Consider the following 26,772-nt stretch of genomic DNA (forward strand, 5'->3'; position numbering starts at 1 on the left):
GCACAGGTCAACTCACGTAATTATCTACCAGAATAAAATTAATAAAAGCAGATGAGAATTGCAATACTTTTCTGTTAAGCGTAAGTAAATATATACATCAGGGTGCAGTGCACCCTGATGTTACTTACAAACCGGCCCGGTTCTCTTCTTCGTTCTTATTTACCTGTTTCGCTTTGTAGGTAGATTTTCCAAAACTATAATTAAGCGACAGCACTACCCGCTGCTGACCATACCAATGAGACAGCTGGTTATTGATGATCTCCTTTTCCCGGAATATAATTGCGAAAGCGGTGCTATTGAACATGTCATAATAATTGATCCGGGTATTCAGCTTCCCTTTCAGCCAGGTACGCTGCAGTCCTATATCCACATTCCATAAAGGCTTCGCGATATAAAGACTGAAGCCGCTGCGTGAGCGATAGGCGTAACTCACATCAAATGTGAACTGCCGAGGCAAGGTAAACACCTGGCTCCCCCTGATGGAGAAGTCTGTTACACCCACCGCGTAGGTAATTCCATGGTAGGGAATCTGTTCCTTCCTGTAATCGCTGCTGATATTCTGCTGCATCCGCCACCATTTTGTAACCGTAAAAGGAATGCTGAGCGTTATGTTGGCAAAATCTTTATGAGGCATGTTTTTGCCAAGATATTCCAACACATTGGTAACGGTATCGTACTCGGGGTATCGGAGCATCGCATCTGTTTCCCGGCCGGCATTTAAAGTAAATGTAAAAGACCTGATGCTGTAAGTTAGGGCCAGCGTATTTGTTTTGGAGGGCAAGAGGTATGGATTACCTACTACATAATTCAGGGGGCTATTGTAAAACCTGAATGGATTCAGCTGGGTGAAATTGGGGCGGGTAATACGGCGGGCAAAAGAGAGCCCTAATTGTTGATTTTCATTGATCGTATAGGTAGCGCTTATACTGGGCAACCAGGTAAGATAATTCCGTATGGTTACCTGCTGCTGTGTGATCGAATTGGCCTTGCTATGGGTGTATTCCACACGGAGTCCCGCTGCAAGATCAAATTTACCCAGCTTCCTTTCATAAGACAGGTAACCGGCAGAGATGTATTCGTCGTAATGAAAGTTGTTGGACCGCCCACTATCCGGCACGAAAAGATGCGCTGCATTTAATGTATCGTAATGAATGGCGTTCCGGGTGGAGGTATACGCAAACTTGCCTCCTATATGGAAGGTGCCGTAACCGGTTTCCCGCGAAAGATCAGCCTGGACGGTGCGGATACGAATGTTCTGCTGCAAGGCTGTTTTCCAGTAATCCTGCAACGTTTTACTGATGATATCACTCGTCTGGATATCTTCCTGCTGCCGCGTATTAACCTGTGCAAATGAGCCTAATAACTGTAACTGTGTCTTTCCCCACTGACCAGCGTAATTCAGGTTAACAAGATAATTCCGCTGGGTGGGATCGTAGCGGTTCTCAGTTTTCGTATTAAAGACAAGGTGCTGCGCTGTAGCGTCTGTTGTATGGAGCGTATTGTAGGCATAGGCATCCCGGTTTATCAGGTAGCCACGGAACTGCAATTCAATATGCTGGTTCTTTTTAAGATCATAGTCTGCGCCCAATTGGTAGCTGAAGTTATTGTTACTGGTTGGCACGTTGGTATTGGTAGTCATGATATCGGTACTTGCCAGGTGCTGCAGGGCGGAATACCGGTAAATTGTGGTACCTCTCGTATAACCCAGCCGGGTCGTATAGGTAAGTTTAGAGGTCTTGTAAGTGAGTTGCAGCTGATTATCACTGTAGGTATAAGCATTCCGCTGTAAAGTGGAGCTTATATTCCCCCGCCAGCCCAGGGTCATATCCTGCTTCAACCGTATGTCAATGATGGCTTTGTACTCCGCGTCGTACTGAGAAGAAGGGTTATTGATCAGTGCTACAGACGCGATCATATCGGATGAAAGACCGGCCAGGTAGATCTGTAATGCTTCAGGGCTCATCAGCACCGGCTTCCCGTCAATGAAAACAGCCGGGGTAATCCGTCCATACAATAAAAGGGCGCCGTCCCCTCCTACCTCCAGACCAGGCACTTTTTTCATTACATCAAAGCCATTGACCGCTGTCCTGAACAGGCGGTTACCAGCTACAGTCATTACCAGCCTGTCGGCTTCCTGCCGGACAGGCGGAGGAGTTGCATTCACTTCTATTGCTTCCAATTGCCGGGTCTTGATTGTTGAATCCTGCGCCCGCGTATACAGACTAATCATCACAAGAAAAGAAAAAAAAGAAAGGACTTTCGCCATCGATTATAGGTTTCCCCAAACGTAACAAGGGTTCTAACACCGATGGTCTGGCTTTGCAAATCAGGAGTCCGGAATTATAAATCCGGACCGACACAAAACTGCAGCAGATAGATTTTCAATAAGTTAGTACTAATTCGTTTTCATAGTGGTCTCCTTAAAAAGCGCCGGAGTTGTATCCATTACCTTCTTAAAAGCAGCATAAAAAGTGGACTTGGAGTTGTACCCCACCTCGTATCCGATGGCTTCAAATGTAAGACGTTCCATGGTCATGATCAGTTTACAGGCTTCATTGATCCGATACTCGTTGATGTAAGTGGAAAAGCTTTTACCCAGGTTATCATTCAGCAACTGGGACAACTGATGAGCGGGGATATTGATAGCGCGGGCCAGGTCGCTGAGCTTAAGATTGGGATCTTTATACAAGGCCTTATCCATAATTACCTGTCCCAGTTTTTCAGCCCAGACCTGGGCATCGCTGTCTGCTATTTTCTTTTTTTCCGGTTTGCTGAGAGATGTCGTTTCCGGGGCAGTAAGCAACTGATCAATTCTGGAGCCCTTTACAAAAAAGAAGATGGTGAAATACAGGATGGACGTGAATGTGATCCCTCCGCTGATATATATACCACCTATATGCCACAACAAGGCCATCAGGTACACCACATATAACAGGCAGTTACATCCGTATACCCACAACCAGAACTGCTCCGTAGGGCCTAAACCGGAAGGGTTCACAAAAGAGGTTTTTAATGTACCCCTAAGCAAAAAGCCGGTAGCTACCACGTAAACACCCCATACCAGGTAAATGAGCTGCGCTACAAAATGATTCCATAGGTCCGGGTAAGTCTGATAAGGGAAGACAGCGCCGCCTACGACTATTACCCCCAGCAACACACTCCATTCCCGTTTCCAGTTAGTCGGTATCACAGTTACCTTCTTCATTGCAGCCCTGAAAAAATAATACAGGGCAGGGCCGATCAGGAAACAGGCAGAAAGTCCTATCTGCAGATAAACCTTGGGGAGCCGGGGATTGAAATATATCAATACGGCTTTGGCTACACGGAGGCTGACAGCCAGTAGCAGGATGCTTAAAAGCAAAAATGGAATGGATGTTCGCTTTTTATACAGAATATAAAGTCCAAGCACCAGACCATTGAAAGCTCCCAGGGCACTCAGGAAAAACAGTATTTGCTGGCCGATATTCATATGGATGGGTGTTAATGGGCACAGGCAAATATATATCATTCAAGGTGACCTGATCAGTCATTAATACTTCAATGGAATATAGGCGGTACAAAAGGAGCCCAAACTTATTTTTTCCGCATTGCGAAAACCATTTTCCCAATTTGATAACTCTTCCGCTGTTTCCTCCTTTAGATTTGCGCCGCGTTTACAATATTCCATTCATCAGCTAATCAGCCTATATATGCATACTAAATTTAACCAACTGTTCAAATTCCTATGTGTTCTGTGTGTCCTGTTTGCAGGTACACCCGCCTATTCTATCAACGAGCCTCTTGCTGCCATTAAAGGAACTGTAGTGACCGGAGATGGTCAACCTGCAGTATTTGTACCGGTACAGATCAAGGAAAAGAACAGAGGTACCCTGACAAATGAAAAAGGAGAATTCCTGTTTAAGAGAATGCATGCCGGTCATTATACCCTGCAGGTAATGCTGATCGGTTATAAAGTAGTGACCAAAGAAGTAGATGTTGCACAAGATCAGATCCTTAACGTTACTATCCAGCTGGAAGCGTCCAACCAGCAGTTACAGGAGGTGATCATCAACAGTGCCAGGAATAAATATAAAGTGGATGCTGTATCCGGTTCTCTGCGCCTTAAAACACCGCTGCTGGAGATACCACAAAATATACAGGTCATCTCTGCCAGCCTGCTGGCTGACCAGCAAACCTACGATATCGTAGATGGCATCACCCGCAACGTGAGTGGCGTTACCCGTGTTGGACACTGGGATAACCAGTATGCGCAGATCCGTATGAGAGGTTCCAAGATCCCTGCTTTCCGTAATGGTATGAACATTGAAGCCAGCTGGGGACCTACTGCAGAAGATGCTGCTATGATAGAGCGTATTGAGTTCGTAAAAGGCCCTGCAGGTTTTATGCTGGCTAATGGTGAACCCGGTGGATTTTATAATGTGGTTACCAAGAAACCCAGTGGTGTGACAAAAGGCTCTGCCAACATCAGTATGGGAAGCTTCAGCACTTACCGTGCAGCGCTCGACTTTGATGGTAAGCTGAGTAAAGATGGTAAACTGTTGTACAGATTAAATGTGGCCGGTCAGCAGAAGGACTTCTATACCAAATACAACTATAGTAACCGTTACCTGTTTGCTCCGGTGTTGAAATACCTGGTAGATGACAGGACGTCTATCACTTTGGAATATACCTTCCAGGGCTCCAAATATCTCAACAACGGTAACTATCAGTTCTCCAAAAAGAAACTACTGGATGAAGGCATCTCTAATGATTTCTTCTATGGAGATCCTTCCCTGGAGCCTGGCAAGTTAAGAGATCATAGTGCCTATGTTTATCTGGATCATCAGCTGAATGACAAATGGCAGGCGCATGCGCAGGTGGCTTATTTTAACTTCAGCATGGTGGCCAACAGCGTATGGGCAACGAGCGTAGCGGAAAATGGCAACATGGTACGTTATTTTAGTATCGGTGATGAAGCCGGTGAAAACAGGTTTGCACAGATGTCCCTCTCCGGTGAAGAATATACAGGCAGCATCCGTCACAGGATACTGGCAGGTGTAGATATGGGTAACAAGAAATTCTGGGGCGATTTCCGCACGCTGACGCCATCCCTCAACCTGGCAGGCGGAAAAGTGTTCAATGTATACAATCCTGAGTACGGTATTCCGTTCGATTCCATCCCTACAATAGATCGTTCAAAGAGTGTAAGGACCAGGGCAGGACAAAGCAGTTATATTTCATCCGTGAATTATACCTCTGTATATGCGCAGGATGAACTTGGATTCTTTGATAACAAACTACGTTTGTCCCTGGCACTGCGATTCACGCATGCAGAAACTACAGGTAAGACAAAAACGGCGGATATGAAAGACGATATCGTTACGCCCCGTGTAGGTCTTAGTTACTCCATTGATAAATCAACGGCTGTATATGCTTTATATGATCAGTCTTTTGTTCCGCAAACAGGTCTGGATTCAAACCTGGTACCCTTCAAACCTGTTAAGGGTAATGACATTGAAGCAGGTATTAAGAAAGATTGGTTGAATGGTCGCTGGTCCACTGCAATAAGCGCTTACCGCATTGCGCGTCAGAATGCCAAGGTAGCGCTGGGCATTAAAGACAGCCGCGGCGCTGATGTATCTGTTGCATTGGGAGAGACCGTTACTAAAGGTATAGAAGCTGATATTAATGGTGAAATTGTATCCGGCCTGAATGTAAACATTAACTATGCCTATACTGATTCCAAGATAACAAAAGAAGCGCCTAATACGGAAGCCGGTAAAACAACTGTTGGTAACATCACACCAAACACAGCTGCGCATATCACCAATGCCTGGTTATCTTATCGTATTGGTCATGGCGCCTTTACAGGATTCGGTGCATCCGCTGGTATCCAATGGCAGGCAGAACGTGCTGTAGGCACTACCAAGGTATCCAACATTCCAAACTACTTCCGTACAGATGCAGGGCTGAATTATTCCCGTGGGAAATATTCCGTTTCTTTCCTGGTGAATAATCTGCTGGATGATCGTAAACTGCTTACAGCTGCATCGCTGCCGGCAAATGCATCCGGTTATTATAGTTACATCGTGGAAGCGCGTCGTAACTTCCGCATGTCCATATCTTATCGCTTCTAAAAAAGATAGCCACTATGTAATAAAATAGTGTCTGCATAGGAAAAACGCGATTGTTGTTTAAGCAACAATCGCGTTTTTTTTATAACATACTAACTCAAGTATTCCGCCTCTTCATTTCATACAACATATAGACCACTCATCCCAGCTTTCCCGGGTCTATTTAAAGGAATTGTTATGCTATTGTAAACTGCTTTGATCCATGGATTCCTTGTAGATACTTTTGCATTTCCATAGCTATGGTTCTTTGACATATCACCATCTCTACTCCTTCAGCAATCCTTAACAATTAAATTACATGAAGAGAATGTATTTTTTAAAATTAAGGTCATTCTGTAGCGTTGCAGGTAAGGCGCTTACCGCTTTACTTTTCGCAATGTTCCTGGGCGTTTCTGCTTTCGCCCAGACGAATGGCACTATTAAAGGTATAGTAACAGACGAGAACAATGTACCTCTCCCCGGAGTAACTGTTTCTGTAAAAGGAACTCCTACCGGCACTATTACAAATGCAAACGGAGCCTACACGATTGCCTCTAAAGGGCCGGAAGATGTGATCCTCTTTACGTTAATGGGATCCCTTCCAAAAGAAGTCGCTGTCGGAGACAAAAAAGTGATCAATGTAACACTGGTTACAGATACCAAACAACTGAAAGATGTAGTGGTGATAGGTTACGGCACTGCCAGTAAAAAAGATGTAACAGGCTCAATTACAACTATCAAATCAGAAGAATTTAATCAGGGTGTATTAACTACTCCTGCGGAATTATTACAGGGTAAAGTAGCTGGTCTGAACGTGACCAAAAGCGGTGACCCTAACGCCACTCCTGCTGTCGTATTAAGGGGACCTTCCACCATCCGTACCACCGGTGGAGCAATGGAACCTTTCTATGTAATAGATGGTGTACCAGGTGCGTCTATTGACCTGCTGGCGCCTGCTGACATTGAAAGCATCGACGTATTGAAAGATGCTGCTGCTACGGCTATTTATGGTGCCCGTGCTGCCAATGGTGTAATCATCGTTACTACCAAAAGAGCAAAACCAGGCCAGACAAGACTTACCTACAACGCGTATGTTGCCATGGAAGAAGTGTCTAAACAACTGGACATGCTGACTGGTGATGAGCTGCGTGCATATCTTAAAAAGAACGGCCAGACCTTAATTCCCGTACTGAATGATGACGGTTCTAACACGAACTGGCAGAAACTGGTGGAAAGAAAAGGTTATTCTCATAATCACAACGTTTCTTTCGGTGGTTCCAATGCTGCTACAGACTATGGTGGCAGCTTCAACTACCTGAAGAATGACGGTATCCTGCGGAACACCTCCCTGGAACGTACTACTGTAAGGGGTTACATTACCCAGCGCTTCTTTGACAATCGGTTGCGATTAGGGCTGACAGTTACCAACGCTCACACTAAAAGCAATGACATTGTTCAGGCTCAGGTGTTGTCTAATATGTTATTCTACTTACCAACGGTAAGTCCTTATAATCCTGATGGTACTTATAAAGAATACTATGCAAGAACCGGTAGCGGTACATTGAATCCGCTGTCGCTGATCAACAACAACTTCATCAAAACTGATGACAGCAAAACATTGATCACAGGTCTGGTACAGGCAGATATTTTCAAAGGACTGAAATATACTTTATCCTTGTCTTCACAGAGAAATCAGAACAACTACAACAGTTATTACAACCATGCTTCTGGCCTGGCTGTTAACCTGAATGGTGTGGCTACGAGGAAAGCTTATCAGAACACAAGTACTGTACTGGAATCTTATTTCAACTACGACAAAACTTTTGGCGCCAATACTATTAAATTGCTGGCTGGTTATACTTATCAGCAGGACCGTACCAACGACGGTTTTGGTATCACCACTCAGAATTTCTCCAATGATGCGCTGACTTATAACAACTTATTCCTGTCAAATCCGGCGAATACGTCACAAATAGCTTTCGACAATAATCCGATCTCTACACTCAGACTGATCTCCTACTACGGTCGTGTGCAATATTCATATGCCGACAAATACCTGTTCATGGCCTCTTTGAGGAATGATGGTTCATCAGCATTTGGTATTAACAACCGTTGGGGATATTTCCCGGCCGTTTCTGCCGGATGGAATATCAGCAGTGAGCCTTTCATGAAGAATGTCAACCTGGTCAGCGTACTGAAGCTGAGAGCAGGTTATGGTGTATCCGGTAACAGCGCAGGCTTTAACGCATTCTCTTCCCTGTTGATCTATGGTACCCCTGCGGGTAACTCCAAGTTCCTGTACAACGGTAATATCACCAACGCTATCGGTCCGGTACGTAACGACAACCCTGACCTGAAATGGGAGGCTACCGCTACTACCAACATCGGTCTGGACTTCGGTATCCTGAAAGACAGGATCAGCGGTTCAATTGATTATTATATCAAGAAGACTTCCGACCTGATCTACGATCAGTACCCGGTGTCTACTACACAGTATTTCGTACCAACTTATACTGCCAACGTAGGTAGCATCAAGAACAGTGGTATCGAACTGGCATTGAGCGCGACCATAGTGAAATCTCATGGTTTCACCTGGAGAACGAACCTTAACCTGGCACATAACAAGAACGAGATCACCAATCTGTCCAACGAGAAATTCGCCATCAACTATATCCAGACTGCACAGCTGGGGGGTAAAGGACAATCCGGTAACTACAGCCAGATCATCCAGCCAGGATATGCTTTAGGTACTTTCGATCTGTGGCATTACATGGGTAAGAACAACAATGGTGTAAGTACTTATCAGAAAGCGGATGGTACTATTACCGCTACTCAGCCGCTTACCACAGACGCAAAACTGGCAGGCAATGCACAGCCAAAGCTGATGTACGGATGGAGCAACAACTTCTACTATAAGAACTTCGACCTGAATTTCCTGGTACGTGGTGTATTAGGCAACAAGATCCTGAATGCTACACTCGCAGGACTGAACAATCCTGTTGATTCAAAAATTCAGAACATTCCTCATTTCACTACGAATGAGTCTTACAATGATATCAACGCCTACCTGATCTCTGACCGTTTCTTAGAAAGTGGCTCTTATCTGCGTCTGGACAACCTGTCGCTGGGTTATACGTTCAAACCGCATACACAGTCAATTAAGAGCATCCGTTTCTATGCTACCGGCAATAACCTTTTCGTGATCACCAAGTATCGTGGTATAGATCCTGAGATCAATATCGGTGGTGTTACTCCTGGCATTGACAACAACAACTTCTATCCTAAAACACGTACTTATATCGTTGGTCTGAGTGCTTCATTTTAATTCAAGAAATGAGTATTCCATAAGGAACGACAAAAAACTATTAAACGGATGAAAAAGAGAAATATATTCATCACTGCGCTTGCAGCACTTGTTACGGTTAGTGCCTGCAGGAAATTAGATGTGGATGTTGAATCACAATATGTAAACGGCAACTTCCCTTCCACCTCTCAGGATTATGCTGCGTTACTCGGTACTATGTATACCAACCTGGCGTCCAACTATGCCATCGCCTACTGGCGTATGCAGGAGTTGTCAACAGATGAAGCCATCATTCCTGCCCGCGACGGTAACTTCGATGATGGTGGTCAGTACAGACAATTACACTATCATACCTGGACATATGACCATCCCAATGTGACAGGTATCTGGCAATGGGGTTTCGGTGGTATCAACAACTGTAACCGTCTGATCAACCTGACTGCTACCTCCAAAGTTGACTCCACTACCAAAGCAGCCAACATTGCAGAAGTAAGAGCGGTACGTGCATTATATTACTTCTTCATGATGGATACTTATGGTAATGTGCCGCTGATCACTAAATTTCCGGTAGATACTTTACCTGCTACACAGGACAGACCTAAGATCTTTGCCTTCATCGAATCAGAGCTGAAAGCTATCGCACAGCAGTTGCCATCCAAATCGACCAATGCCGCTACCAACGTATTGCAGTATGGCCGTCCTACAAAAGCAATGGCATTCGCCCTGCTGGCAAAGATGTACCTGAATGCATCTGTCTATTTAGGAGCCGGTACTGACCGTAATAAGGATGTTGTGGCTATGGCAGATAGTGTACAAAACAACACAGCTTACTTCCTGGACGGCAGGTTCCGCGATATCTTCTTACCGAATAACGGTCCGCAGACCAATGAGACTATCTTTGCTATACCTTACGATCAGCAGATACCAGGTAACCAGTTCACCCGTTTTGGCTTCTACTATTACCTGGCACAGGCATACGGGTTTAATGTTGGTCTGAGTATCGCGATGAGCACTACGCCTGAGTTCTACAACCGCTTCAACCTGAAAGGCGATGTAAGGAACAATACCTGGCTGGTAGGTCCTCAATTCTATCCTGATGGTAACGGCGGTTTCACCAATCAGCCTGTATACTATCCAAACAGCACCACGCAGGTCGTGATCACACCCGACCTGGTACTGGTACCGCCAAAACCAATGGATCTGGGCAATACGCAGGCCAGTCAGGCATCCGGTGTACGATCCATCAAGTACTATCCTGATCCTACCATTATCCAGGCTACCCGTCTGAATGGTAACGATGTACCGGTATTCCGTCTGGCAGACGTTTACCTGATGAAAGCAGAAGCTATCTTACGTGGTGCCGCACCAACCACTGTTAATGGCGCATTGCAAACACCTGACTATTTGGTTAACTTGCTGCGTTCCCGTGCAGGTGCTCCTCCTGTTTCCGGCATCGACCTGCCAGGAATACTGGATGAACGTGCCCGTGAACTATCCTGGGAAGGATGGCGCCGTAATGACCTGATCCGCTTTGATATGTTTGAAAAAGAATATCCTTTGCCAAACGATAACCTGAGCATGAATAAGGACACCAGAAGAAGACTCTATCCTATTCCGATCACAGAGATCAGGTTGAATGGTAACCTGAGACAGAATCCGGGTTACGAGCAATAAACGGTACAGATATTACGTAATAAGAGATACAATCATAAAACCCAACAGCCGGCTCATTCACAGGCCGGCTGTTTTTTAAAACGACAAGTTAATGAAGGCACTTTCCCTATTTGCATTGACCGCAGCTTTGAGCCTGCTGCATAACGATGTTCCGGACAACGTGAAGATGAACAGGATCCAGGTGATCGGTTCACACAACAGTTACAAAAAAGCGATTGATCCGGCATTGTTCAAAATGTTCCAGCAGCGGGATTCCGTATCTGCCAGCAAAATTGATTACGAGCATATTTCCATTGCAGAACAGCTGGATATGGGCTTATTGAACCTGGAGATCGATGTGTATGCAGATGCAAAGGGCGGTAAATATGCGCATCCCAAAGGACTGGATTGGGCAAAAGGACAGGCACCTTACGATGAGAAAGGTGTTATGAATGAGCCAGGCTTCAAAGTATTACACATCCCTGACCTGGACTTCCGTAATGACTACCTGACGCTGAAGAACGTTCTGGCGGAGTTAAAAACCTGGTCAGAGAAACACCCACACCACTACCCGGTCTTCATTACGCTGGAGCCTAAAGATGGTGCTTCAAAAAGCAAAGAAATTACAGAACCAGAGCCATTCACTACGGCAGTTTTCGATCAGCTGGATCAGGCATTGATAGATGGATTGGGTAAGGAACATCTCATCACGCCAGATATGGTGAGAGGTAAATACAAGACCGTAGAAGAAGCAGTATTGCACGACAACTGGCCTACTGTAAAAGCAGCAGAAGGTAAGTTCGCTTTCATTCTCGACGCTAAAGAAGGGAAGAGAGATCTCTATATTGCTGGTCATCCGGGATTGAAAGGCCGTGTTGTATTCTCCAATTCTGAACCAGGTACGCCGGAAGCGGCTATGATGATCATCAACAATCCTAACAGCCCTGAAATAAAAGAACTGGTTGCGAAAGGGTACATCATCCGTACAAGGGCTGATTCAGATACTAAAGAAGCACGCCTGAACGATAAGTCCAGCTTTATTGCTGCCTGCAATTCAGGAGCGCAAATCATTACTACTGATTATTATAAGAAGAGCACTCACTTCAAGTCTGACTATGAGATCAGCTTTGAAGGGAAGAAATATTGCAGATTAAATCCTTTGTTTAATAATACAGCGGCCGTGAGCAAATAAGTAATTGCTTCCTTTTAGAAAGCGTCTTGCAGAACGGTGATACGTTTTGCAAGGCGCTTTTTAGCTATAGTATCCTTCTAAAAGAGAAGTCCTCTCCTTTACCCAAGAGGTCGTAAATCGCCCCCTCTTTGTCTGTTTCACCCCTCCTGCTTGTAGCCAGGCCAGCGTAAGTTTGTATCGTTAACAACAACAAATAATCAAATAAACGCTCTGATATGACAACAACCACTAAAACCGCAATTACTGTAGAAACTACCGTTCAGGCCCCGGTGGCAAAAGTATGGGAATACTGGAACCAGCCTGAACATATTAAGCAATGGGCTTTTGCTTCAGATGACTGGCATGTACCTGCTTCCGAAAATGACCTGCGTACGGGTGGTAAGTTCAGCACCACTATGGCGGCAAAAGATGGCAGTTTCAGTTTTGATTTTGGCGGCGTGTATACACAGGTGAAAGAGCATAAGCTGATAGAATATACTTTGGGTGATGAAAGGAAGGTGAGCATCCTTTTCAGCAGCATAGGTGATGCAACTAAGATAGTAGAGACTTTCGAGGCAGAAGACACTCATTCTGTTGAGATGCAGCAGAGTGGCTGGCAGGCAATCCTGGATAACTTTAAGAAGTATACAGAAGCTAATTAATAGTAAGACCTTACTCAGTATTTCAGGTACTACACAGGGTACAAAAAGGGGAGCTGCCTCAAAATTAACTGAGACAGCTCCCTTGTCGTTGCTATACGAATTGACTGACCACTAATTCTTAAAAAAGCCGGCAGCGGTGGTGGTATTTTCCACCCAGCAGCCTGAATTGGCTTTCAGTACATATTCACTCAGCCCCACCCTATTCGCTCCCGGCGCCCAGTCGTAGGTATACCCCAGCCTCGTCCACGGATAATAGCAGTCCGTAGCACCACTCAGCGGACGGTAATAAGAGTAAATGATGTTGTTATTAAACCATGCCCGGTAATCAGGTGACACCGTGCCTACCAGCGTGGAGCCTGTTGTGGTAGTTGTAACAGCCGGATCTCCTGCGGGACGGAACAGGCGTTCTGCATGCACCCAGATCTGGGCGATATGTGTATTACTTTTGCTATTTACAGGAGGCAATCCCAACAGCTGACTGATACGCTGGATAGTGTCTGTAGTCGGGGTAAGCACCGGATCCAGTTTGCCTAACATCTGCGAAGGGATAAAAAACCAGCTATCTCCCCAGGTTGTTGTAATAGAATCTCCAACGGGATAACTTTCCGGATACCGCATGAAGGTGGCCATCAGTACATAGTTTTGTCCGTTGATGGTTTTCCACTGCAGATGAGTATTGGCTGCTGCAATAGGCCAGAGGCTATCTATTGCTTCCGAGCCATTGTCCACCATAGCATCTTTAATGGATTGCGCATATAACACGTTCATATCCGGAGTAGGCGTTATGTTGTCGTCATCTTTCGAGCAACTTACTACTGTGAAGCCAAGCAGAACAATAACAAAGGTGAATAAGAAGTTGTGGAAACGTAAGGAGGCGTTTTTCATTGGATGTCTTGTAGGTCATTGAGAATGAGATAAAATTAACAGCTATTTCCATTCATTCAATGGCCATTCCTAACCATTATTATGGAGCTTGTTCATTTTGTTCATTTTCCTACTCCTACTATCTCGCTCCTACGAACGACGCAACCGGTGTTAATCAGCTTTCCTTTTAATGCGCACGCCTTCTCCGCGTAGTATGCCAGATCCGGTGATGCGGGTATTTTCTATGAGAGGTGATGTTATTGAAAATAAGGGCTACCATCAGGAGGATCAGTACACCAGACAACACAGGGCTTAATACGTACAGGTATCCCATCGCTTTGATCTTCTCAGATCCGATATTGGCGATCAGGGCAGTAGCTCCGCCGGGAGGGTGCAGTGTTTTAGTGATCTGCATCAGTACAATGCACAGGGCTACGGAAAGCGCCGCCGCCAGCCATAGTTCACCAGGTATCAGTTTATGAATGGTCACACCGACAAGGGCGCAGATCAGGTGCCCTCCTACCAGGTTCCTTGGCTGGGCTAAAGGACTGTTTATAATGCCATAAATGAGTACGGAGGAAGCTCCAAATGAGCCGATAAGGAATAAGTTATCTGTGGGGGACAAAAAGTTACTTTGCAGGAAGCCGATCAATCCGATACCGGTAAATGCGCCCAGGAAGGTCCATAAGTGCTCCCTGAAGTCAAGCAATGTTTCCTTGTACAAGACATACCTCACCCTGCGGAGGTGCCGCTTGGTCTTTTTTCCCATTATTTCCCTTTATTCCCTTTTTTGAACCGCAAAACTAAGGCAACGAAAGAGCATTATCAATACCTTCCAGATGTCTTAGATACGATGCTTACATGAAGTTACCATGCCTTTGGGTTGGACCTGAGGTGGACTTGAGGTGGACTTGATATCCTCAACAGATTTATTATCAATGAATTAGAGTGCACAAAAAATGCTGCTGGAATGGCGAATGAGGTAACACCACAAAAATACAACAATTTGGTTTACAATAACTTAATACATTATAGTATTCCTTTCAGTCGTAAGTGCTGCAGTAGCATAATTGTCTTGGCATCCCTGATGTCTCCATCATCTATCATGGCCAGCGCCTTTTCAAAGGGGAGCTCCAGTACTTCGATCTCCTCCTGTTCATGCTCCACTCCTCCCCCTTCGTGTATTTTCATACTGGCGGCATATTCGGCGATGAAAAAATAGAGTATTTCGGTAACTGAACCGGGCGACATATAAGCCTCGAATATCTTCCGCACATGAGACACCTTGTACCCGGTTTCCTCCTCTACCTCTCTGCGGATGCAGTCCTCCGGACTATCCTTATCCAGCAGGCCGGCGCAGGCTTCGATCAGCATACCTGAGGGATTGCCGTTCACGAAAGAAGGCAGGCGGAACTGGCGGGTCAGGATAACAGACTTTTGTTCCTGGTTGTACAGCAGGATCACAGCCCCATTTCCACGGTCATACGCTTCACGGGTCTGGGTCTGCCAGCTGCCATTCTTCAGTTTAAAATCGTAAGTGAATTTGCGGAGTATATACCAGTTGTCTGACAGGATCTCTTCCTTCTGAATTTTTATTTCGGGCAACATAAAGTTTATTGAAGACGGTTAGCCCCAAATATACCTCAAAAAGGCGTTACATACCGCTGCCATATACAGGTTTAATACCCGCAGCTTTGATCTTTTCCAGTACCTTCTCCCCTATTTTATATCCCTGCGATACGCCATTGTCAATGGCATCACGATAATGAATACCACCATATAAACGGGAAATGGCGGCTTCCTTTGATGCTGCCAGGAATGAAGTGAATTTACGTGCAGGGATCTCAAACATCTCCTCGGAGTTATCCTCATAGGCAAAGTGATCGCCCAGCATATAGGTCAGTACGGTAGCTACTGCGGATGATACCACACTATGACCACTGGTATATTCAGGGAACGGAGGCGTCTGTAATAAAGGCTTCCATTTCACATCCATGTAACGGTTGATATAAGTCTCCGGACGGATGCGGTTGCTAAGGTACTTTGCATCCCAACAGCTGATAAATGCGTCCATCATAGTCACAGCAGCTACGGTATGCAGCAGGACGGTCTTATCAAAGTCCAGCGCTGCTTTTCGGGCTGCAATGCCGGTAACATTCATCCAGTGACCGCCAGGTGTGATCTTCTTAAATCCGATGGCCATATGCCCGTAAGTACTCACCGCAAACGGATTACAATCCCAGAATGATGCAATGACCCGCTGATCCATATTGAGGTTTACACCAGCATCATACACTTCTCTGTTCAATGCATAAAAGGCACTTGCCGTATCCTTGCTGAAAGGCACGGGCGCCAGTGGTACAAACTGGTTGCAGGAATCTATGATCATAGGCCGGATGGTTTTCCAATGCGGCTCTACTGCTTCGATATAAGCCGGCGGTGTAGGGTACCAGTATCCTTCTCCCTTGGTCGGTGTATAACGTACAAGTGTACTTAGTTTTCCATAGCCATCCGGCCGGGACCACTGTACGGTTTGCCTGGCAATATCTTCTGCAACAGCAACAGAATTACGGATGATGCTATCCGGCACCTTATCTTTCTTAAACAAGAGCAACAACTTCTCTTCATCCTTTTCCAGCATAAACCCTGAAGGCAACATCAGTTTGCCTGTTTCCAGTATGCTGTATACTGCGGCAATGCGATAATCATACATATGTCCGCCATCATGCACCACAATACCAGGATATGACCTGATGAATGTTGATGCATCGGGAATCTGCCCGTTATGTGCGGTTACAATGCTATAAGCCGACATCATGGCATAGGCGTAAAACCGGCACGCAGCAGGTGGATTCACCACATCATGCATCATCACCATTGACAGTGAAAATACCGATGGTTGTATATAGTCTGTAAAACCTGTTTTATGTTGCTGCGTATAACCTAACTGGCACACAAAAAGCAGGAGGATCGTCAATCGTTTCATACGTTAGTTTACTTTAAACAGGGTGATCCCTTTGTTGTTTACACCTACCATGACATATGGCTTGTTGCCAATATTCATGACAGCAGCCGATTTCACATCCCCTTTCACACAAAGGCCTGAAGCGGGCTGTGAGACATAACTGAAATTTCCCTTTCCATCACCTTTTAATAAACAGCCGTAACCGGCATCAAAACTGCCCAGTTTAAGACGGTTATCACACTGGTTACCCAGCAGCAACAGATCCAGCTTTCCGTCCTTGTCATAGTCCGCAGGCAGGATCTTAGACACAACGGAGAATTGTGCCTCTACGGGCAGCGCTGTTGGTACAAACTTGCCGTTGCGGTACAGGAAGCAGCATGTTTTGGTTTCCACAGCTGTTAGTTTACCAGCCTGACTCAATTCCTCCGGCGAAAAAATATCCTTCATTGTAGCACTGGAATAATTACGGTAGGAAGAGAATTTACGGCGCATGGGATAGATCTGCTCATTGAGTTCATCGCGGCTCACGAAGGGATAACTTACACCTTCGATGTAAAAGTTAAGGAAGGGATCAATAGAACCATTTTTGTCGAAGTCAGCATAATAGAGTTCAGCAGGTTGCTTTACAGATGTATGGATCTGGGTATTCTCTCCCAGGTTTCCTGCAATAATATCTTCATGACCATCCCCATCTACATCTGCCACTGCCAGTCCAAACCAAAAACCTGTTTCCGGCTGATCAAAATATTGCGCTGTCACGTCTTTAAAGCCATCCTGTTTATTAGCAAAGACCATGACTGGCATGAACTCACCACAAATCACCAGGTCTTTTCTACCATCCTGGTCTATGTCTGTCCACCGGGCGTCGGTGACCATTCCTGCTGAGGCGAAGGGGATCTTTGCTACGCTGAATTGTCCTTTACCGTCATTGATCAACAGATAAGAGGTTGGTGCCATTGGATATTTACCCGGAATAACGCGGCCTCCTACAAACAGATCGATATCTCCATCGTTGTCGAAATCGCAGGGACGTACACAGGATTTACTGCTGGCACTTACATCGGGCAAGGCGCCCTTTAAAAGGGTGAAATTCCCTTTCCCGTTATTGAGATACAGTTCGTCCTGCAAAGCGGCTGTATTGGGCTCGAAAAGGCCGTATCCACCCTTTGCTACATAGAGGTCAGGAGCGCCGTCGCCATTAGCATCAAAGAAAGCGGCCGCCGCCACCTGTGATGGCATATCGCTGCCCGGGATCACTTTGGTACCCATTACAAAGCCTCCACCGGGTTTCTGGAAGTAGATCCTTGCCGGCTGTTCATTATCTCCACCCATGTACAGGTCTTCCAATCCGTCCTTGTTCACGTCAGCCTTTTCAAACACAGGACCTGTTTTAGAATACATGAACATCATCAGCAACTGACGTTTGAAATCATTCACCGTACCATCGGTATGCTTGTAGGTAAACAGGCTGTCTGCATTAGTGAAGTAAGTGGCAACGGGCGGTTGTGGTGTATTGGCTGCCGGTGCGCCATCAGGAGCATAGGAAACCGTCAGTAATTGGTTGGCGGTAATGTCTTTCAGGTGTTGTGTTTTACCATCGGGCCAGATGATACAAACAGAGTCTGCCCGCGTATCATCACCAAGGCCAAACAGCAGCTGGGTGGATACGGCGGACAGATAACCCCTGTTTGGATTGACCTCCAGATATTGTTCTACACCTTTGCTATAGACGTACACCTTCGCGCCTACAGCACCGGTATTTTTATTGTTTCCTTTTAATTTAACAGCCAGGTAGGACCGCTTGTTCTGCTCGCGGCTCATATTCTGATATATCGCGGCTGTTTCATTGATCTTATTCACTACCAGGTCAAGATCTCCGTCGTTATCAAGATCTGCATATACAGCACCACTGGAAATACCGCCGGCATCCAGCCCCCATGCGTCCCGCATGTTGGAGAATGTAAGATCCTTGTTGTTCCTGAATATGTAGTTCTGTAAAGATGTGGAAGGCATGGCAGCAACAAGGTCCATCAGCAGCACGGGTTCACGGTCAATGGCCTTTTTTACCTTATAGTCTCCCCAATAACGCAGGAAGTCCTTATTGGTATAATCCCGCAGGTACCCATTAGTGACGAAAATATCTTTATAGCCATCATTGTCCAGGTCAGCAATGAGCGGGCACCAGCTCCAGTCGGTATTGGATACACCGGCCAGCTGTCCGATCTCACTGAAGGTGCCATCGCCATTATTCAACTGTAACATGTTGCGCATGTACTGCTTGTAGAGATCCTGTGAGATCATCAGTTCGAAGGATTCATAGTTTTCCTGTAACTGCAGCAGTTTCTGACGTTGATTGTCTTCCGGCAGCATGTCTAAGGTCATGACATCCGGCAGGCCATCGTTATTAAAATCAGCGATATCTACTCCCATAGAGAAATGAGAGAGGTGACCGAAACAGTTGGTAGCATCTTCTGCAAAGGTGCCATCATGTTTATTTATATAGAGATAATCACGTTCATTGTAATCGTTGGTGACATAGATATCCTGCCAGCCATCTTTGTTGATATCCGCTATAGCAACCCCGAGTCCGAAGGTCAGCGGATTCTGTACAATACCTGCCTGTTTTGATATTTCGGTAAAATGGTCCCCATCATTCCTGTACAGTTTATTGCCTGCCAGCGGATCTGTTTCATTACGGAACCTGGTGAATTCCATGTTATCTATCTTGATAACATTGTGGTTCAGCAGGAACATATCCAGGTCACCATCATTATCCATATCAAAGAATGCGGCGGTTGTACTATAGCCTGGATCGTCCAGGCCATACTCTTTTGCTTTCTCCACAAATTTTGCATTGCCCTGGTTGATGAATAACTGGTTTCTACGCAGCTCATCACTTTTCTTACCAGAGTAACAGATATAAATATCGAGCAGTCCATCGCCATTCACATCGGCCATGGTAACACCGGTTTTCCAGCCATCGGGCTTTCCTTCCAGACCTTTTCCTGCGTCTTTTGTAATATCGGCAAACCGCATGTTGCCTTTATTGAGATAAAGTTTATTGGGGCCCATATTGGCGGTAAAGAAAAGGTCCTGCAGGCCATCGTTGTTGATATCTCCTACTGCCACACCACCACCATTGTAGAAATATTCGTAGGCCAGTACATTCAGTTTTTCGGTTTCATTCAATGCATTGCTGAATTTAATGCCAGTCGTTTTAGGGGCTAACAGCTGGAATAAAGGCTGTTGGGCAATTGCAGGTAAAACTCCAATAGTTAACAACAGGAAAAAAGCAGGGATACTAATTTTCTTCATCAGGTATTGATTGCGTAGGTGTCCTGCTGTGGAATAACTGATCATTGAATACTTTTTTACAGAGGAACTTCCGTGGAATAAAAGCTAATGCGACCACCGGGGGTCGCATTAGCATAAGTTCAATAGTTAAATTATTGCACATCCCACCATACTCTTGAAGTGTAAGTATCACCTTTATCGAGGCGGCTTACAGCAGTCTTATAGTTAGTCGGATTAGTAGATGCTTCAGTTGAGTGGTAAGCAATTCTCCTTGGTATGGTACCACCGGTGAAATTACCTATATAGTTAACCGGGGTCAGTACAGGATAACCTGATCTTCTCCAGTTAATCCATGCTTCGATGAAGTTAAACAGCAGACCATCTGTAGCCCAGTACTGCTCATTGATCATCTTCAGTGATGCGTTCGTACTGCTTACATCCAGTGGATGAGCAGCAGCATAGGCATCAGCGGTAGCAGCACTGATAGCGGCGCTGGAGCTGAAGGTAGCCAGTGACTGTAAAGCTGCAGATACAGCGTTCCTGTAGTGACCTGCAGCAGTACCTGGTACTGTCCAGCCGCGTACGGATGCTTCAGCCAGTAACAGTTCTGTTTCAGCATAGGTCAGTACGAATTCCGGCGCACTACGGTCCAGATATACAGCGGTAGTAGGACGGGAGTATTTACCTAAAGGATATACATCGCCGGCAGCACCTGTACTTCCGGGATAATCTGGTCTTTTAGTGATGTCTGTGGTACCTCCTGCCAGATCATAACCATTAGGCATGCCGACCTGTACGCTGGGGGTTCTGTCGCCCGCCACAGAGCTGTTGGTACCTGCTTTCAGACCTGCTGGTGGTACTTCAGCCGCTACACCCAGACGAGGGTCATTATTCGCTTTCAGGTAATCAATTAATGGTTTTGACCATTTTACTTCCCTGTAGTCTTCTGTAACCAGCAGCGCACTGCTTGTACCGTTACCGTTACCAGTAGAGTTATCAGTAGCGCTGTAGGCATTGTCTGCAATACTCTGGAAGGTACCACCTGTAGCTGCTTTTTCAGCATACTGGCGTGCCAGCGTAGGGTTGACCTTTACTAAACGCATAGCAGCACGCAGCATGATTGAATAACCGAACCTTCTCCATTTAGCGATGTCGCCATGATAGAAAAGATCTGAGGTCAGCTTGTCTTTGGAATCATCCAGTGCTTTAATAGCGGTTTCCAGTTCTGACAGCATGGAAGTATAAATTGACTCCTGCGTATCATATGCCGGTGTAAATACATTTGTTTTGCCTTTCAGCGCCTCTGAATACGGCACATCACCGTAACAATCAGTGATATGCTGCATAATCAGCACTTTCATGATAGTACCTGCGCTGGCCAGATTCGTCAATTGCTTGTCATTGGCGAGCGATACCATTTCATAAACAAGGCTGGCACTTCTGTAGTCATTGATCCATAGCTGGTTCTGATAGCCTATGATACCGGATGAAGCTACATACTTATCACCATTACTATAGTAGTTGTAGGTGGAAGCCAGTAACTGCGGCCACATACTTTCAAACAGCAATTGTGCATATCCTGTGTTTGCGTAGGAATATTGCGCTTTGGAAAGCAATAGATTGGCATTATACCTGGCGGCGTCTACTGCAACCGGATTGGTGTTGATTTCATCATAATCGTGGGTACAACCTGATGCGAACAGTGTCAGACCCAGTGTTATATATAGCAAACCTTTTTTCATGTCCATTATTTTTTAAATTTAACATTCACGTTCACACCGTAGGTCCGGGTACTTGGCAAGCTTGTACCTTCGATACCTGCGTAGTTGATGAGTGAAGAAAATCCTGCTTCAGGGTCTACGTTATCAGATTTACGCATGAGGGTGAGCAGATTACGTGCTACGAGTGAAATACCGATAGACTCGAACGGTGTTTTACCCAGCACTTTCCTACCCATTGTATAACCCAATGTTACCTGGCGCAGCTTGATGAAGTCAGCATCCAGTACGCTATTCTTGGAGATCTTATTTGCATATGCCTGATAATAGGTTTGCGCGTCTACATTCTTTGTATTTTTCTCTCCGGTGCTTTCGATGATACCATCTACAACGATGCCTGATTCCCTACCTGCCAGCGTTGCTTTATCCAGACCACGATATACGGCGTAGTCTTTGGTTGCGGACAGCAGTTTTGCGCCGAATTTGCCATCTATTAAGAAGGAGAGGTTGAAGCCTTTGTAAGAGAAGTCGTTATTAATACCACCGAAGAACTTAGGCAGTACACTACCCATTGGTCGCAGCACACCATCATTCTGTGGCAGTCCGGAAGCATCCAACAGCAGTTGGCCTTTATCATCACGTTTGAAATCGTACGCCAGGATCTGTGGGCCGGACATACCTTTCACGAGAGCGGTATTGGCATTCAGCGGACGGTAAGTACCCAGTGTCAGTACAGTACTGCTACTGTTTGAGCCATAGATGTCAAGAATTTTATTCTTGATGTAAGTACCATTCACAGAAGCGTTCCAGGTGAAGTTGGACGTAGATACAATAGTACCGTTTATAGCAGCCTCAAAACCTTTGTTCAGTGTAGAACCAGTTCCGAAGTAGGCCTTGTCATACCCGGTGGCTGATGAGATCGTACCCTGTATGATTTCACTGTTGGTTTTACGATGGAAATACGCCAGGTCAATACCTAATCTGTTCTCGAAGAATTTCAGTTCGAGACCAACTTCCGCTTCTTTCAACTTAAATGGTTTCAGATAAAGATTGGGCAGTGTAGAAGAGAAATCACCTGTGCTGACGCCAGCAATTGTACTTCCTACGTTGTAGTAAGACTTAGTGATATAAGCGTCTGTAGGTTCACCACTGGCATTTGCCCATGAAGCGCGTAACTTACCGTAGTTCAGTTTAGGAATGTGTACCAGTTCGGAGAAGATGAAGCTACCGGATACAGATGGTACGAAGATGCTCCTGTTGCCGGCTGGCAGAGTAGAGTATACATCATAACGACCGGTTGTTCCGATAGTCAGGAAGCCTTTGTATGAGAAGTCGGCGGTATAGTACCCTGACTGTGATTCTCTTGCCTGATAATCGTAGTTCCTACCGAAGTTGGTTACGTTGCTATAAGAATAAACGTAAGGTATGATAAACTGGTTACCAGATACGCCTACCATTTCAAAGGTCCTTTTACGCAGGTTACCACCCACTGCCAGGTCTACCTGCAGGTCTTCCACGATGTTCTTCTTGAAACCGATCAAACCATCCGCGTTCATTTCGGTGGATTGTTCGTTACGCAGATCCAGGTCACCACTCACGGTAGTACCATTTGCCAGCGTGCTGGTGGAATAAGCAGTACCCCATGGAGTCACCTTGAATTTCCTGTCGTTTATGTTATCATAACCGATACGTGCCTGTGCATATAAAAAGTCAAATAAATCATAACGAACAGTCAGTGCAGAGATCCAGCGTCTTCTGTCGATGTTATTGATGAACTGGTTTACAACAAACCATGGGTTTGTTACGAAGTTATCATCTGTCCATACTACCTCACGACCATTGTTGTCGGGATTGTAGCCAGGCTTCATGAGATCTTCATCAATGTTTGTAGCCAGGAAGAGACCATTGTTCGCGTTCAGCGGACCATCACTCAACTGAGGACGGTTCTGTGAACGGTCATCAATATAGTTTACCAGTGCACTTACTTTCAGTTTGGTAGTCAGGTTCTGTTCGAGGTTCAGGTTGAAAGTTTTACGTTTCAGTCCACTGTTCCTTAAAATAGAATGATTGTCCATGCTGGATGCGGATACGCGGAAAACACCTTTGTCTCCGCCACCAGATACTGATAATGTATTGGTAAAGGTTGGTCCTGTTCTGTAGAAACGGCTGATGTTATCATCCACTGCAGAGTAAGCATAAGACTTACCATCAAACTGCGGCGTCATTGATCCGTCCAGTTTTGTACCCCAGCTCAAACGTGTGCTGGATAATGCGTCGGCAGCGTTGACAGGTTTTGCACCATGTTGACCCTGGCCATATGTATACTGGTATTCGGTATAGTCGATCGCTTTATCCAGTGTGTAGTTGGTGTTATATTCCACCTGCATGGTTCCTTTCTTACCACTCTTGGTAGTAATAAGGATCACGCCGTTGGTAGCACGGGTACCGTACAATGCGGAAGCAGAAGCGCCTTTCAGTACGGTCATGCTTTCAATATCATCGGGGTTGATGTTGGAGATACCATCACCATTATCGGAACCGCCCCACTCACCGGCAGCACCTCTCTGTGAGTTATCCATCGGAACACCGTTAATAACGTACAATGGGCTGCTGGCGCCAAAGCTGGCCATACCTCTTAACAGCACACGTGCAGAAGAACCTGGACCACCGTTGGTACCACTAACGCTCAAACCAGCCACACGGCCACCAAGAGAATAAGCAACGTTGGTTTCACGCGCTTGTGTCAGCGATGCACCATCAACTTTTGTAACAGAGTAACCCAGTTTTTTGGATTCTTTTGATATACCCAGTGCCGTTACTGTTACTTCACCTAACTGAGAAGAGGACTCCTCCATGGTGAAGTCAACGGATGTCTGTCCAGCAGCAAGTTTAATGCCTTTGGACGTATAACCTATCAGTGATGTTTCGAGTGTTACTTCTCCTTCCGGTACATTTTTCAGGGTAAATGCACCATCAGCACCCGTGATTGCAAAGATGTTCTTTCCTTGCACCTTGATACTTACGGAACCCAGAGGGGCTCCACTTTTTGAATCTTTGACAGTTCCCTGTACCTGCCTTGTTTGAGCAAATGCTACTGTGGAGAGTAGCATCGCAACAACCAGCAAACGTAGATGTCTCATTATCGATTTAGTTTTTGGTTAGAGAATAGACAAGTGATGGACACTTGAAGGCATAGAAGGTCTGGTCGCTGTGCGACAATGTTTCGTTTCATTGCTCGATACTGTTATATTTGGTTGTTGTTAGAAAATACTTTCCCCTTTATGCTATTTGCATAGCAATGTTTATGCTTCCATCAAGTTTTAGTTTTGATTTTAGTTGACACGCCCCCCTACCGGACTACTCACTGTGATGTAACAGGGACTTGTTCCCCGTTACAAACACACATGAAGACATGATCCGGCAAATAGTCGGCAAAGACTCAATAACGATTTGAAGTGATAAAATAATTGTTCATTGTTCTACTTTCCACTTTAGCAATCTGATTGACTCTAGTAGTTATAATTTTGGCTTCGAAGAAAATTGTTCAATATTAGCTGTTCAATAGTTTAATATCCAAAGTTGTCCTACTCTTACGAGTAATACAATTCACTGTTCATGTTTGTTTCAAAAATTCTATAAATGACAAGTTTTCTTACATGGAAGGCAACATTTTTGCCCAGATTTCATAACTGATTCGTGACTCATTGTTCTCTTTCACGCTCTCTCGTTTACGACTTTCGACATTGAAAGTACTCAAATTTTGACATTTTGTACAATAACATTTATGTTATACATAATTATAACCAAATGACCGCTAAAACAAATACTTTTTTAACAAGTACTGATCTTATGTAAACCGTTTTAGCATAGTTATAACACTCAATTTCACTATTATGTTCATCTGATAGTATTTTATCTTAAGTGTTAGTGTGATTTGTCTTTATAATTAATCACTTATTAATACTGAAGAAGGGACTGCGGCGGCAGTCCCTTCTTCAGTATTCGTCTCCGTATGATCTACTTTAGTTTATCTTTCTTTACACCTTCTTTGGTGATCTTCACAGGAACGATCAACCCATTTTCATCAAAATGCATTTCATCTATACATACCACCCTGTTGTTGGCTGCTGTTTCCGTGAGTGGACGTCTATGGTAAACGATATACCACCTGTCAGTGCCTGGTACATTGATCACAGAGTGATGGCCCGCACCAGTTGCTACCGCTGTATCCTGCTGAAGTATCTTGTCAATACGTTTGAAAGGGCCTGCCGGAGAATCTGCGATAGCATATGCTACGGAATAGTGTGGTCCACCCCATCCTCCTTCTGACCACATAAAGTAGTATTTGCCGTTACGGATGAACATGAGTGGTCCTTCCACATAACCTGAAGGCGTGATTTCCTTAAAGGTACTGCCATCTTCAAAAGGAGTGAATCCTTTGAAATCGGGGGTCAGCTTTGCGATATTGCAATGACCCCATCCGCCATAAATGATATAGTATTGTCCGTCCTTATCATGAAAAACGAACTGGTCTATAGGCTGTGCTTTATTATGGAACTTATCGATCAGCGGTTTCCCCAGGTAATCTTTATAAGGGCCTCCCGGTTTGTCGGACACGGCTACGCCTATGCCCCCCTCTTCATTGTCGTTCTGGATATCGTTGGCTGCGAAGAAAAAGTAGTATTTGCCATCTTTCTCTACTATCGCAGGCGCCCACATGGCTTTTTTAGCCCATTTCACGGCTGCCGTATCCAGGATATGGGGATGTTTGGTCCACTTTATCAGATCCCGGGAGGAAAAGGCATCAAAAAACACCTGTTTTTCATACTTGTCTGAGTAGGTAGGATATACCCAGTATTCTTTACCCCATATGGCGGCTTCGGGATCGGCGTACCACCCCTGCACGATAGGATTACCCGCCCGTTTCTGTGCTGCCGAGGGCAGATACAGGGCTGTTCCCAGTAATAAAAACGTTAAGACCTTTCTCATAATAGAATTTCCAGTTTGGGCCACAATATAATAATTGAGTAGTACAGATCTATGGACGGC

Annotated in this window: 15 protein-coding genes; 5 read left to right on the forward strand and 10 right to left on the reverse strand. The window is 45.3% G+C overall.

Annotated elements, in window-relative coordinates; genetic code table 11:
* Positions 1–124 precede the first annotated feature (124 nt).
* Positions 125–2,266 (reverse strand): outer membrane beta-barrel family protein, encoded by a 2,142-nt coding sequence (locus CLV42_RS24850; RefSeq protein WP_106604636.1) that lies wholly within the window; start codon positions 2,264–2,266, stop codon positions 125–127.
* Positions 2,267–2,395: 129 nt separating this feature from the next.
* The gene (locus tag CLV42_RS24855; RefSeq protein WP_170117638.1) at positions 2,396–3,469 is read right to left on the reverse strand and encodes a helix-turn-helix domain-containing protein; all 1,074 of its coding nucleotides are present in this window, start codon (positions 3,467–3,469) and stop codon (positions 2,396–2,398) included.
* A 220-nt stretch (positions 3,470–3,689) separates the two neighbouring features.
* Between CLV42_RS24855 and CLV42_RS24860 the strand changes: the two genes are divergently transcribed.
* The 5 genes from CLV42_RS24860 to CLV42_RS24880 all read left to right on the forward strand — a co-directional run bounded on the left by CLV42_RS24860 (position 3,690) and on the right by CLV42_RS24880 (position 12,882).
* A complete protein-coding gene (locus CLV42_RS24860) occupies positions 3,690–6,116 on the forward strand; it encodes a TonB-dependent receptor (protein WP_106604638.1) in 2,427 nt (808 codons plus the stop codon).
* Positions 6,117–6,411: 295 nt separating this feature from the next.
* On the forward strand, positions 6,412–9,417 hold the full coding sequence (locus CLV42_RS24865; protein ID WP_106604639.1) for a SusC/RagA family TonB-linked outer membrane protein: 3,006 nt from the start codon (positions 6,412–6,414) through the stop codon (positions 9,415–9,417).
* Between the two features lie 48 nt (positions 9,418–9,465).
* On the forward strand, positions 9,466–11,070 hold the full coding sequence (locus tag CLV42_RS24870) for a RagB/SusD family nutrient uptake outer membrane protein (RefSeq protein ID WP_106604640.1): 1,605 nt from the start codon (positions 9,466–9,468) through the stop codon (positions 11,068–11,070).
* A gap of 91 nt (positions 11,071–11,161) precedes the next feature.
* Positions 11,162–12,241, forward strand: a complete 1,080-nt coding sequence (locus CLV42_RS24875; protein WP_106604641.1) for a phosphatidylinositol-specific phospholipase C1-like protein — start codon at positions 11,162–11,164, stop codon at positions 12,239–12,241.
* A gap of 215 nt (positions 12,242–12,456) precedes the next feature.
* Entirely contained in the window at positions 12,457–12,882 is a 426-nt protein-coding gene (locus CLV42_RS24880; protein WP_106604642.1) for an SRPBCC family protein, read from the forward strand.
* Between the two features lie 111 nt (positions 12,883–12,993).
* Here CLV42_RS24880 and CLV42_RS24885 read toward each other — a convergent pair whose 3' ends face one another.
* From CLV42_RS24885 to CLV42_RS24920, 8 genes are all read right to left on the reverse strand, one after another.
* On the reverse strand, positions 12,994–13,767 hold the full coding sequence (locus CLV42_RS24885; RefSeq protein ID WP_106604643.1) for a hypothetical protein: 774 nt from the start codon (positions 13,765–13,767) through the stop codon (positions 12,994–12,996).
* Positions 13,768–13,933: 166 nt separating this feature from the next.
* Positions 13,934–14,515, reverse strand: coding sequence for an HPP family protein (locus tag CLV42_RS24890; RefSeq protein ID WP_106604644.1), 582 nt, complete (start codon positions 14,513–14,515; stop codon positions 13,934–13,936).
* Between the two features lie 260 nt (positions 14,516–14,775).
* Positions 14,776–15,354, reverse strand: coding sequence for a GDP-mannose pyrophosphatase NudK (gene nudK, locus CLV42_RS24895; RefSeq protein ID WP_106604645.1), 579 nt, complete (start codon positions 15,352–15,354; stop codon positions 14,776–14,778).
* Between the two features lie 46 nt (positions 15,355–15,400).
* Positions 15,401–16,732 (reverse strand): vanadium-dependent haloperoxidase, encoded by a 1,332-nt coding sequence (locus tag CLV42_RS24900; protein WP_106604646.1) that lies wholly within the window; start codon positions 16,730–16,732, stop codon positions 15,401–15,403.
* 3 nt (positions 16,733–16,735) lie between these two features.
* Entirely contained in the window at positions 16,736–20,071 is a 3,336-nt protein-coding gene (locus CLV42_RS24905) for a VCBS repeat-containing protein (RefSeq protein WP_106604647.1), read from the reverse strand.
* 86 nt (positions 20,072–20,157) lie between these two features.
* Complete coding sequence (locus CLV42_RS24910; RefSeq protein WP_106604783.1) at positions 20,158–21,747, reverse strand: SusD/RagB family nutrient-binding outer membrane lipoprotein; 1,590 nt, start codon at positions 21,745–21,747, stop codon at positions 20,158–20,160.
* A gap of 5 nt (positions 21,748–21,752) precedes the next feature.
* Positions 21,753–24,863 (reverse strand): SusC/RagA family TonB-linked outer membrane protein, encoded by a 3,111-nt coding sequence (locus CLV42_RS24915; RefSeq protein ID WP_106604648.1) that lies wholly within the window; start codon positions 24,861–24,863, stop codon positions 21,753–21,755.
* Between the two features lie 877 nt (positions 24,864–25,740).
* On the reverse strand, positions 25,741–26,712 hold the full coding sequence (locus CLV42_RS24920; protein WP_106604649.1) for a glycoside hydrolase family 43 protein: 972 nt from the start codon (positions 26,710–26,712) through the stop codon (positions 25,741–25,743).
* Positions 26,713–26,772: the final 60 nt, after the last annotated feature.

Source organism: Chitinophaga ginsengisoli (assembly GCF_003014595.1).
Lineage (GTDB): Bacteria > Bacteroidota > Bacteroidia > Chitinophagales > Chitinophagaceae > Chitinophaga > Chitinophaga ginsengisoli.

Excerpts from the sequence above, each read along its gene's own strand:
- nudK (WP_106604645.1), bottom strand. The coding sequence starts at position 15,354 with ATGTTGCCCGAAATAAAAATTCAGAAGGAAGAGATCCTGTCAGACAAC.
- CLV42_RS24905 (WP_106604647.1), bottom strand. The coding sequence starts at position 20,071 with ATGATCAGTTATTCCACAGCAGGACACCTACGCAATCAATACCTGATG.
- CLV42_RS24910 (WP_106604783.1), bottom strand. The coding sequence starts at position 21,747 with ATGAAAAAAGGTTTGCTATATATAACACTGGGTCTGACACTGTTCGCA.
- CLV42_RS24850 (WP_106604636.1), bottom strand. The coding sequence starts at position 2,266 with ATGGCGAAAGTCCTTTCTTTTTTTTCTTTTCTTGTGATGATTAGTCTG.
- CLV42_RS24880 (WP_106604642.1), top strand. The coding sequence starts at position 12,457 with ATGACAACAACCACTAAAACCGCAATTACTGTAGAAACTACCGTTCAG.
- CLV42_RS24855 (WP_170117638.1), bottom strand. The coding sequence starts at position 3,469 with ATGAATATCGGCCAGCAAATACTGTTTTTCCTGAGTGCCCTGGGAGCT.
- CLV42_RS24875 (WP_106604641.1), top strand. The coding sequence starts at position 11,162 with ATGAAGGCACTTTCCCTATTTGCATTGACCGCAGCTTTGAGCCTGCTG.
- CLV42_RS24915 (WP_106604648.1), bottom strand. The coding sequence starts at position 24,863 with ATGAGACATCTACGTTTGCTGGTTGTTGCGATGCTACTCTCCACAGTA.
- CLV42_RS24870 (WP_106604640.1), top strand. The coding sequence starts at position 9,466 with ATGAAAAAGAGAAATATATTCATCACTGCGCTTGCAGCACTTGTTACG.
- CLV42_RS24865 (WP_106604639.1), top strand. The coding sequence starts at position 6,412 with ATGAAGAGAATGTATTTTTTAAAATTAAGGTCATTCTGTAGCGTTGCA.
- CLV42_RS24860 (WP_106604638.1), top strand. The coding sequence starts at position 3,690 with ATGCATACTAAATTTAACCAACTGTTCAAATTCCTATGTGTTCTGTGT.
- CLV42_RS24885 (WP_106604643.1), bottom strand. The coding sequence starts at position 13,767 with ATGAAAAACGCCTCCTTACGTTTCCACAACTTCTTATTCACCTTTGTT.
- CLV42_RS24890 (WP_106604644.1), bottom strand. The coding sequence starts at position 14,515 with ATGGGAAAAAAGACCAAGCGGCACCTCCGCAGGGTGAGGTATGTCTTG.
- CLV42_RS24900 (WP_106604646.1), bottom strand. The coding sequence starts at position 16,732 with ATGAAACGATTGACGATCCTCCTGCTTTTTGTGTGCCAGTTAGGTTAT.
- CLV42_RS24920 (WP_106604649.1), bottom strand. The coding sequence starts at position 26,712 with ATGAGAAAGGTCTTAACGTTTTTATTACTGGGAACAGCCCTGTATCTG.